The sequence below is a fragment of the Pseudonocardia sp. genome (assembly GCF_050246655.1).
Lineage (GTDB): Bacteria > Actinomycetota > Actinomycetes > Mycobacteriales > Pseudonocardiaceae > Pseudonocardia.
In genome coordinates, this window is sequence record NZ_JBFWVQ010000162.1 from 1 (window position 1) to 9669 (window position 9669).

Annotated in this window: 8 protein-coding genes; 4 read left to right on the plus strand and 4 right to left on the minus strand. The window is 75.0% G+C overall.

Going from position 1 to position 9669, the window contains the following annotated elements; all coding sequences use genetic code 11:
- The first annotated feature begins 81 nt into the window (after nucleotides 1–81).
- Nucleotides 82–540 carry an NUDIX hydrolase gene (locus tag AB7J25_RS28500; protein WP_428514085.1) on the plus strand — a complete coding sequence of 153 codons (459 nt, stop codon included), beginning with the start codon at nucleotides 82–84 and terminating at the stop codon, nucleotides 538–540.
- Nucleotides 541–631: 91 nt separating this feature from the next.
- A complete protein-coding gene (locus AB7J25_RS28505; protein ID WP_428514087.1) occupies nucleotides 632–1327 on the plus strand; it encodes a DUF998 domain-containing protein in 696 nt (231 codons plus the stop codon).
- Here the strand turns inward: AB7J25_RS28505 and AB7J25_RS28510 are convergent.
- A complete protein-coding gene (locus AB7J25_RS28510) occupies nucleotides 1272–2822 on the minus strand; it encodes a long-chain-fatty-acid--CoA ligase (RefSeq protein WP_428514089.1) in 1551 nt (516 codons plus the stop codon). The genes AB7J25_RS28505 and AB7J25_RS28510 overlap by 56 nt on opposite strands.
- 102 nt (nucleotides 2823–2924) lie before the next feature.
- Entirely contained in the window at nucleotides 2925–3755 is an 831-nt protein-coding gene (locus AB7J25_RS28515) for an aldo/keto reductase (protein WP_428514091.1), read from the minus strand.
- A 100-nt stretch (nucleotides 3756–3855) separates the two neighbouring features.
- Between AB7J25_RS28515 and AB7J25_RS28520 the strand changes: the two genes are divergently transcribed.
- Together AB7J25_RS28520 and AB7J25_RS28525 are read left to right on the plus strand one after the other, a co-directional pair.
- Nucleotides 3856–4542 carry a hypothetical protein gene (locus AB7J25_RS28520; RefSeq protein WP_428514093.1) on the plus strand — a complete coding sequence of 229 codons (687 nt, stop codon included), beginning with the start codon at nucleotides 3856–3858 and terminating at the stop codon, nucleotides 4540–4542.
- Between the two features lie 116 nt (nucleotides 4543–4658).
- The gene (locus tag AB7J25_RS28525) at nucleotides 4659–8399 is read left to right on the plus strand and encodes an ABC transporter ATP-binding protein (protein WP_428514099.1); all 3741 of its coding nucleotides are present in this window, start codon (nucleotides 4659–4661) and stop codon (nucleotides 8397–8399) included.
- A gap of 461 nt (nucleotides 8400–8860) precedes the next feature.
- Here the strand turns inward: AB7J25_RS28525 and AB7J25_RS28530 are convergent, their stop codons facing one another.
- Entirely contained in the window at nucleotides 8861–9244 is a 384-nt protein-coding gene (locus AB7J25_RS28530; protein WP_428514095.1) for a hypothetical protein, read from the minus strand.
- A gap of 240 nt (nucleotides 9245–9484) precedes the next feature.
- On the minus strand, nucleotides 9485–9669 hold a 185-nt coding region (locus tag AB7J25_RS28535), incomplete at its 5' end, for a hypothetical protein (protein ID WP_428514097.1).

Here is a 9669-nt window from a genome sequence, read left to right on the forward strand (position 1 = left end):
CGGCGCGGTAGGCGTCGAACGTGCCGTCGGTGGTCTGGACCTGCTCGTAGCCCGTCACGGCGGCAGCCTAGCGTTGGCGGGGTGTTCGCCCTGGTACCGGCCGCTTACGTGCTCCTGCTCCGCGACGGGCAGGTGCTGCTGCAGCTGCGCTCCGGCACCGGCTTCCGCGACGGCTACTGGGCCAGCGGCGCGGCGGGCCACGTCGAGTACACCGAGGCGGTCCACGACGCCGCGGTGCGGGAGGCCGCGGAGGAGCTCGGCGTCGTCGTCGATCCCGCCGATCTCGAACCCCTGACCGTGGTGCACCGCCGCCAGCCGACCGGCAAGCCGATCGACGAGCGGGTCGACTTCTTCTTCGCCTGCCGCCGTTGGACCGGTGAGCCGCGGCGGATGGAGACGGCCAAGAGCGCGGACCTGCGGTGGTTCCCGCTGGGCGCGCTGCCCGATCCTGTGGTGCCGCACGAACGGCTCGTCCTGGACGCGCTCGCGGCGGGGGAGCCACCGCGGATCGCGACGTTCGGTTTCGCCCGGCCGCGGTGACCCGGCACGGGCCGTCCGGCGGGCGGGGTGCGGGCCGTCGGCCCCTGCCGGGCGCGCCCGCGGCGGCGGACCGTCGGGCGCGGAGGTCCCGATGAACCCGACGACGCGTACCGCCACGATCCTGCTGGCCTGCGGTCCGGCCTACGCGCTGCTCTACGTCGTCACGAACGACGTGGTCGCGGCCGCTCTGATCCCGAGCTACGACCCGATGTCCCAGGCGGTCAGCGAGCTCTCCGCGATCGGGTCGCCCGCCCGGCTGTTCCTGCTCGCGATGGTGCCGGTCTCGACCGGCCTGCTGGCGGCGTTCGGCCTCGGCGTGCGGCGCGCCGCCGGCGGGCGCCGCGCCCTGCGGGTGGCCGGCGACCTGCTCGTCGCGACGGCCGCCGTCGGCCTGCTCTGGCTGCCCTTCCCGATGACCGCCCGCGCGGACATGGTCCCGGGTGCGATGAGCGTGAACGACGTCGGCCACATCGCGCTCACCGTCGTGACGGTCCTGCTGATCACGGCGCAGATCGCGACCGCCGCCGCCGCGTTCGGCACCGGCGTGCGGGTCTACTCCGCCGTCACGATCGCCGCGACCCTCGGCTTCGGCGCGCTGACGGGCGTGCTGGTGGGCGACATCGCCGCAGGCGGGGCCACCCCGTGGATGGGGTTCACCGAGCGGGTCGGCATCGGCGCCTGGCTGCTCTGGATGGTCGTGCTCGCCGCGCTCCTGCTCCGCGAGGGCCGGGTCACCCGACCTGGCGTTCCCGTCCCTCCCAGTACGGCTTCCGCAGGTCCTTCTTGAGGATCTTCCCGGTGGGGTTGCGGGGCAGCTCGTCGCGCACGTCGACGCTCTGCGGGCACTTGAACGCCGCGAGGTGCGCCCTGCAGTGCGCCAGCAGTTCGCCGGGGTCGACGCGCTCACCCGGCGCGGCGACGACGACGGCCTTGGGCACCTCGCCCCAGCGGTCGTCCGGAACGCCGATGACGGCCACGTCGGCCACGCTCGGGTGCTCGGCGATGACCCGCTCGATCTCGGCCGGGTAGATGTTCTCCCCGCCGGAGATGATCATGTCCTTGATCCGGTCGGTGACGTAGAAGTAGCCGTCCGCGTCCACGTGGCCGCCGTCGCCGGACCGCAGCCAGCCGTCCGCGGTGATCGCGGCCGCGGTGGCGTCCGGCCTCGCCCAGTAGCCGCCCATGACCTGCGCGCTGCGCACCCAGATCTCGCCGGGCTCGCCGACGGGCACGGGCTCCCCGGTGGCGGGGTCGCGGATCTCCATCTCCACGCCGTGGATCGGCCTGCCGGCCGAGACGAGCCGGTGCGCCACGGCGGGGTTCGCGTGGTCCTCCGGGCCCAGCGAGCTGACGACGCCGCACTGCTCGGTCATGCCGTAGACCTGGTGCATGATCCCCGGGAAGAGCGCCAGGCAGGCGCGCATCACCGGCAGCGGCATCGGGGAGGCGCCGTAGGAGAGCGCCTTCAGCGACGAGAAGTCCCGGTCCGCGACGCCGGGCACCTGCGTCATCGCCGCCATCAGCGCGGGCACCCAGAACGTGTGGGTGATCCCCTTCTCGCCGATCATCGCGAGGGCCGCCGCGGGTTCCGGGACGCGCATCATCTCGATACGCGCGCCCGCATGGATCGCGAGCAGCGCGTAGCTCGTGCCGCCCACGTGGAACAGCGGCATGCACACCTGCACGACCGCCGTGGTGTCCATGGCGAAGCCCGCGGACACGTTGCGCGCGTGGGCGAGCATCCCGTGGTGGGTGAGCATCGCGCCCTTCGGGAAGCCCGTGGTGCCCGAGGTGTAGAGCTGCACGAAGCAGTCCCCGGGCGCCGACGGGTGCACCTGCGCGTCCGGCGTGGCCGCCGCGAGCCATGCCTCGTACTCGTCCGGGACGCCGATCACCCGCTGCACCGTCGGGAGCTTCTCCCGCACCTGCTCGGCCGCCGCGGTGAACTCGGGACCGACGAACAGCAGCGTCGCGCCGGCGTCGTTGATCACGTAGACGATCTCCGGCGGGGCGAGCCGGAAGTTCACCACGGTGTTCGCCGCGCCGATCTGCGCGCACGCGAGCGTGAGCTCCAGGCAGGACGGGTGGTTGAGGTCCAGCACCGCGATCCGGTCGCCGGGGCCCACGCCGGCCGCGCGCAACGCCCCGGCCAGCCGCCGGACCCGGTCGGCGAGGCGCGCCCAGGTCGTCTCCGTGCCGGCGTAGGAGAGGGCGACGTCGTCGGGCCGCCGGGCCTCCCAGCCCGCGAGGACGTCGCTGTACGTGGCGGGTTGGGGTGACATCGGCGGCTCCCGGTGACGCGCGACACGGTCGCCGGGAGCCTAGCGAGTGCAGGTGATCGTCGTCCGGGTGCTGATCATGGTCGGGCGGTGCTCGCGCGGTGGTCAGCCGCCCGCGGCGAAGGTGTCCGGGTCCGGCCCGAGCCGCCGGCCCGTGGCGAGGCCGTCGATCACCGCGAGGTCCTCGGCGCCCAGCTCGAAGTCGAACACGTCGAGGTTCTCCGCGATCCGCGACGGCGTCACGGACTTCGGGATCACGACGTTGCCCAGCTGCAGGTGCCAGCGCAGGATCACCTGGGCCGGTGTCTTCCCGTGGCGCTCGCCCACGGCGCGCACGCGCGCGTCACGCAGCGCGTCACCGCCCTGCGACAGCGGGCCCCAGGCCTCGGTGACGATGCCGTGCGCGGCGTGGTAGGCGCGCAGCCGCTCCTGCGGGAACCCCGGGTGCAGCTCGATCTGGTTGATCGCCGGGACGGTTCCGGTCTCGTCGATCAGCCGCTGCAGGTGCGCGGGCTGGAAGTTCGAGACGCCGATCGCCCGGGCCCGGCCCTCCGCGGCGATCTTCTCCAGGCCCCGCCACGCGTCGACGTAGCGGTCCCGGCTCGGGACGGGCCAGTGGATGAGGTAGAGGTCGACGTGGTCGAGGCCGAGCCGCTCCAGGCTCGCGGCCAGCGCGCCGGACGGGTCGCCCTGGTCGGAGTTCCAGAGCTTCGTGGTGACGAAGACCTCCTCGCGCGGCAGGCCCGACGCCGCGATCGCCGCGCCGACCTCGCGCTCGTTGCCGTAGAGCGCTGCCGTGTCCACGTGCCGGTAGCCGGCCTCGAGGGCCGTCGACACCGCGCGCTCGGTCTCACCGGCCGCGACCTTGAAGACCCCGAAACCCAGCTGGGGGATCTCGACGCCGTCGTTCAGTGCGATGTTCGGGACGTGGGTCATGCCGTGGGGAACGCCCGGGGGACGGCGCCGCGTTCCGCGCATCCCACCTGGTGGACGCGACCCCGGTAACACCGCCGGGCGGGCCGCGACAGACGGGGCGATGAAGCTGCTGGTCGCCGCCGCGACGGTGCTGGTCGCCCTCACCGGGTGCGCGCCGGTGAGCGCGCCCCCGTCGGCCGTGGCGGACGAGCGGCTCGTCGCGCAGGCGATCACCCGGGCGTCGGGGCGGGAGATCCCCGTGCGCTGCCTCGACCAGCAGGGCCTGGCCCGTGAGTTCGGCGCGGAGTCCGGCTCGGAGCTCGACTCGGAGCTCGACTCGGAGCTCGACTCGGGGGCGTCCGACACCTTCGTCGTCGACGGCCAGGTCGTCTACGACGACGAGACCGGCCTGCCCACCTCGCTGCAGCTCGCCGACGTGCACTGCGCCGCCCTCGCGAGGTACGCCGCCGACCCGGCGCTGCGCGTGCGGCCCGACCCCGACGTGGCGTCCGCGCTCGCGACGCTCGGCCACGAGTACAGCCACTTCGTCGACGACACCGGCGAGGCGGAGGCCGAGTGCCACTCCTTCCAGTACGCCGCCGTGCTCGCGCCCGGGTTCGGCGCGGTCGCGGGGCAGGCCCTCGCCGCGCGGGACGCCGTCGTCGACCTGTTCGCACCCCTCGCCGCCGAGGACCGCGCGGACCTCGGCGAGTACGTCGTCGGCCCCGGGTGCGTCGACGGCGGTGCGGACGACCTCGACGCGCCCGGCACGGCGTTCCCGCCGGTGGGGACGTCGTCGGTCGGCTGACCCGGACGGTCCGGCGGCGCGCGACGTAGCGTGGACCGGTGCACGACCGCGCCGCCGCCGCTCCCACGGGTTGGATCCGTCGCCTGGTGAGGGCGTGCCTGCGGCACAAGCGGGTCATGGCGGGCGCGCTGCTCGCGGCCGTGGCGGGGGTGGGGTCGGACGCGGTGGCGCCGCTGCTCGTGCGCGTGGTCGTCGACGACGCGGTGGCGGGCTCGACGCAGGCGCTCGGCACCGTGGCGGCGGCGCTCGTGGCGCTGGGGCTGCTGCGGTTCGGCACGGCCTTCGTGCGCCGCTACCTCGGCGGGCGGCTCGCGCTGGACGTCCAGCACGACCTGCGCCGGCAGGTGTTCGCCGCGGTCCAGCGCCTCGACGGCCCCCGCCAGGACGCGCTGCGCACCGGTCAGGTGGTCTCCCGGTCGATCACCGATCTCCAGCTCGTCCAGTCGCTGCTGTCGATCGTGCCGCTGTCGTTGGGGACGTTCGTGCTGCTCGTCGCCTCGATCGCGGCGATGCTGTGGCTCTCCCCGCTGCTCACCGCGATCGCGCTGGTCCTGCTGCCGGTGGCCGCCTGGGTCACGGTGCGGTCGAGGCGGCGGCTGTTCCCGGCCACCTGGTCGGCGCAGCAGCGGGCCGCGGACGTCGCGCAGCAGGTCGAGGAGACCGTCACCGGCGTGCGTGTGGTGAAGGGTTTCGGGCAGGAGGCGCGCGAGGTCACCGCGCTGGAGGGGCGCGCACGGACGCTCTATGCGGAGCGGATGCGCGCCGCCCGCATGACCGCCCGGCTCAACCCGACGCTGCTCGCCCTGCCGACGCTGGGCCAGGTCGGCGTGATCGGCGTCGGCGGCTGGATGGCCATGAACGGCGCGATCAGCCTCGGCACCTTCCTCGCCTTCACCGCCTACGTCGCCCAGCTCGTCGGGCCCGCGCGGCTGATCGGCGCGCTGGTCGTCAGCGCTCAGCTGGCGCGGGCCGGGGTCGAGCGGGTGTACGACCTCATCGACGCCCAGCCGGAGGTCGTCGACCCGGCCGATCCGCTGCCGCTGCCGGACGGTCCGCTGTCCGTGGAGCTCTCCGGGGTGCGCTTCGGCTACAGCCGCCGCGAACCCGTCCTGGACGGGGTGTCGCTGTCCGTCGCGCCGGGGGAGACGCTCGCGCTGGTCGGGCCGCCCGGCTCCGGCAAGTCCACGGTCGCGCTCTTGCTGCCGCGCTTCTACGACCCGCAGGCCGGCGAGCTGCGCCTCGGCGGCGTGCCCCTGCCGCGGCTGCGGCTGGCGGAGCTGCGCGGGGAGCTCGGGGTCGTGTTCGAGGAGGCGTTCCTGTTCTCCGACACGATCCGCGCCAACATCGCCTACGGCCGGCCCGACGCCACCGACGCCGAGGTCCGCGCCGCCGCCCGGCTCGCCCAGATCGACTCCTACGTCGCGACGCTGCCGGACGGCTACGACACCGTCGTCGGCGAGCGGGGGCTCACGCTGTCGGGCGGGCAGCGCCAGCGGGTCGCGCTGGCCCGGGCCGTCCTCACCGACCCGCGCGTGCTCGTGCTGGACGACGCCACCTCCGCCGTCGACACCGCGACCGAGGCGGCGATCCACGAGACGCTGCGGGCGCTGATGGCGGGGCGCACCACGCTCCTCGTCGCCCACCGGCGCTCGACGCTCGCGCTCGCCGACCGGATCGCGGTCCTCGATGCCGGCCGGGTCGCGGACGTCGGGACCGAGGCGGAGCTGCGGGGGCGGTGCGCGCTGTTCCGGCGGTTGATGGCGGCGCCGGACCTCACCTCCCTCGCTGCGGCCCCCACGACCGGTCTCGACGAGCGGCTCCCTCGTCGCACCGGGGCGGGGGCAGGCGCCGACGGCGAGCCTGCCGTCACCCCCGAGCTGTGGCCCGGGCAGGGGGCCGCGGCGTCGGGCGGCGCGCTCACCCGGGCCGTCCGGGCCGTCGAGGCAGGCACCGCGGGCGGGCGCGGCGGCATGGGTGGGGGCCTGCGCAGCGCCATGGTCGGCGGGCACGGCGCCGGGCTCGTCGGCGGGATCCCGGCGACGCCCGAGCTGCTCGAGGCCGTCGACGCACTCCCGCCCGCCACCGAGACCCCGCGCACCACGGGCGAGGATCCCACCACACCCGACCCGGCGTTTCGACTCGCGCGGCTGCTACGACCCGTGCGGTGGCTCCTCGCGCTGACCATCCTGCTCGTGTCCCTGGACGCGGCGGCCACGCTCGCGTTCCCGTCGATCGCACGGGTCGCGGTCGACGGCGGCATCACCGCCCGGGACCCCGCGGTCCTGCTGGGCGCGGTCGGCCTCGGGCTCGCGGTGGTGGGCCTGGGCTGGCTGGTGGTCGCGGCGCAGACGGTCGTCACCGCGCGGGCGGGGGAGAGCCTGCTCTACCTGCTGCGCGTGCGCAGCTACGCCCACCTGCAGCGGCTCGGCCTGGACTACTACGAGCGCGAGCTCTCCGGGCGGATCATGACCCGACTCACCACCGACGTCGACTCGCTGTCCGCGTTCCTGCAGACCGGGCTCGCCCAGGCCGTCGTCAGCGTCCTGACCGTCGTCGGCGTGGCCGTGGCGCTGCTCCTCACCGACGCCGAGCTCGCCCTCGTGGCGCTGGCCGTGCTGCCGGTGCTGGTGGTCGCGACGCTCGTCTTCCGGCACTACTCCTCGGCCGCCTACGCCGAGGCACGCGAGCGGGTGAGCGTCGTCAACGCGGACATGCAGGAGAACGTCAGCGGCGTGCGCGTGGCCCAGGCGTTCGTGCGGGAGGAGCGCAGCGCCGCCCGGTTCGCCGACCGCAGCCTCGCCTACCGGCGCTCCCGGCTGCGCGCCCAGCGCTACATCGCCACGTACTTCCCGTTCGTCATGCTGCTGTCCGATCTCGCCCAGGCGGCGGTGCTCGCCGTCGGAGCGTCGCGGGTGGCGGACGGGACGTTGACACCCGGGGTGCTGACCGCGTTCCTGCTCTACCTGGGCCTGTTCTTCGCGCCGATGCAGCAGCTCTCGCAGGTGTTCGACGGCTACCAGCAGGCCCGCATCGGGTTGCTGCGCATCGGCGACCTGCTGCGCACCCCGGCGTCGCTGCCCGATCCCGAGGAGCCGGTCGCGGTGCCGGCGCGGCTGCGCGGGGAGGTCGTCCTGGACGGGGTGGGATTCACCTACGCCGGCGCCGTCGCTCCCGCACTGGACGGGGTGTCGCTGCGGGTGCTGCCGGGGGAGACGGTGGCGCTGGTCGGGGCGACGGGGGCGGGGAAGTCCACGCTGGTGAAGCTGCTCGCCCGTTTCTACGACGTCGGGTCGGGGGCGGTGCGCGTGGACGGGACGGACGTGCGGTCGTTCCCCCTGTCGGCCTACCGGCGCCGGCTCGGCGTCGTGCCGCAGGAGCCGCACCTGTTCACCGGCGACGTCGCGGCCAACATCGCCTACGGCCGCCCCGACGCCACTCCCGCCCAGGTCGAGGCCGCCGCGCGGGCCGTCGGGGCGCTGGGGCTGGTCCGGGGCCTCGCCGGGGGGTTCCGCCATCCCGTCGGGGAACGCGGGCAGGGCCTCTCGGCGGGGCAGCGCCAGCTCGTCGCGCTCGCCCGCGCCGAGCTCGTCGATCCGGACCTGCTGCTGTTCGACGAGGCGACGGCGGCGCTGGACCCGGCCACCGAGGCCGCGGTCCTCGCGGCGGGGGACCGCCTCACCGCCCGCCGCACCGCCGTCATCGTCGCCCACCGGCTCGCGACCGCCGCCCGCGCGGACCGGATCGTCGTACTCGACGGCGGCCGGATCGTCGAGCAGGGCACGCACGACGAGTTGCTCGCCGCGGACGGCGCGTATGCCCGGTTATGGCGGGCGGGTGACCTGGAACCGGCGGCGTGAAGCTGCCACACTGTGACGTGGAGCACCGGGAGGCCACGATCCGTTCGGCGGAGAAGGGCGGATCCCCCTCTCGGCGATCCGGCACGAGAAACCGGGTACCCACGCGGGGCACGCCGCTGGAAGGCGAAGAGGTCGTGGTCTGCGTCGGCGCGACGACTCGCGTCCGCCGCCGCCGAGACCGCACATACGGCCGACGAGTGCACGCCTGGTAGCCCGGGCGTCCCGTGTCCGCCGGGCGTCGTGCTCCGTCGCGGCGCCCGGCCGGGACGTCCCCTGCGCCGTGCGCATCCCCGCGTACCGTGAATATCCAGGCGTCGCCGTGCAGACGGTGGAACCTGTGCACGGCCGCCCCACCGTGTGCACGGGCGCCCGCCGTCTCCCGGCCGCCCGTGTGCGGGGCGCCCCGCCGTATGCACCGCCGCCCGCCGCCCGCCGCCCGCTGTGCATGGCAGCGGGGTGCGTCAGCCCTCGAGCCAGCTGTACGCCGTCTGCCGCGAGATCCCCAGCGCCTTCGCCATCGGCGCGATCTCCAGCCCCTGCCCGCGCCCCGCGCGCAGCAGCTCCCGCTGCCGCCCGTGCAGGTACTCGACCTCCGCCGCGACCGCCCGCATCTCGGCGAGCAACGCCTCCGCCTCCGGCCCCGCACCGGCCCGCGAGCGGCCCGACCCCGGCCGCGGGAACGACCGCACCGCCTCGGGGTCCCACACCTTCCGCCCCTGCGCGTCCGGCTCGGCCAGCGGCGGGGGCGCCTGGCCGCGGGAGACGTAGCCCGCCCACGTCGCGGGCTTCACGCTCCACTCCTGGGCACACCGCGCGGACGTCCACGTCTCGACGATGGTTCCCACCTCCCTGGGCCATCCTCTCGGACGCGGTTCAGGCGCGCGAGCGGATCCCGGGTCGCTCGGGCGCCATCGGGAGGGCGGGGGGAGCGTGGGTAGCACGCTGTCCCGCCGATGGCAGGGACGGGTCGGAGCGCGGCGGGCGTGGCGATGTGAGCACGGACCTGCACGACAGGTCGGATCGCACGGCGGCGGCTGCCGCGGACGACGGAGCGCCTCCCTATGCCGCTCCGGGCGCGCGGCCGGTCAGATCGGCCGGTGCGAGATGTGGTGGCCGCCGTCGCGGCGTGCGTTCTCGGTCGATCCCAATGCCGCTGATTTAGCAGCATGATGTCCGGCCGGGGCGAGCAGGAGGCCAGCCGCACTCAGTTCGGTAATTCTCAAGCGGCGCGGCAAGGGCGTTTCTCGGAGAACTGCTGCTTTAATTGTGC

Excerpts from the sequence above, each read along its gene's own strand:
- AB7J25_RS28510 (WP_428514089.1), bottom strand. The coding sequence starts at position 2,822 with ATGTCACCCCAACCCGCCACGTACAGCGACGTCCTCGCGGGCTGGGAG.
- AB7J25_RS28525 (WP_428514099.1), top strand. The coding sequence starts at position 4,659 with ATGGCGGGCGCGCTGCTCGCGGCCGTGGCGGGGGTGGGGTCGGACGCG.
- AB7J25_RS28520 (WP_428514093.1), top strand. The coding sequence starts at position 3,856 with ATGAAGCTGCTGGTCGCCGCCGCGACGGTGCTGGTCGCCCTCACCGGG.
- AB7J25_RS28505 (WP_428514087.1), top strand. The coding sequence starts at position 632 with ATGAACCCGACGACGCGTACCGCCACGATCCTGCTGGCCTGCGGTCCG.
- AB7J25_RS28515 (WP_428514091.1), bottom strand. The coding sequence starts at position 3,755 with ATGACCCACGTCCCGAACATCGCACTGAACGACGGCGTCGAGATCCCC.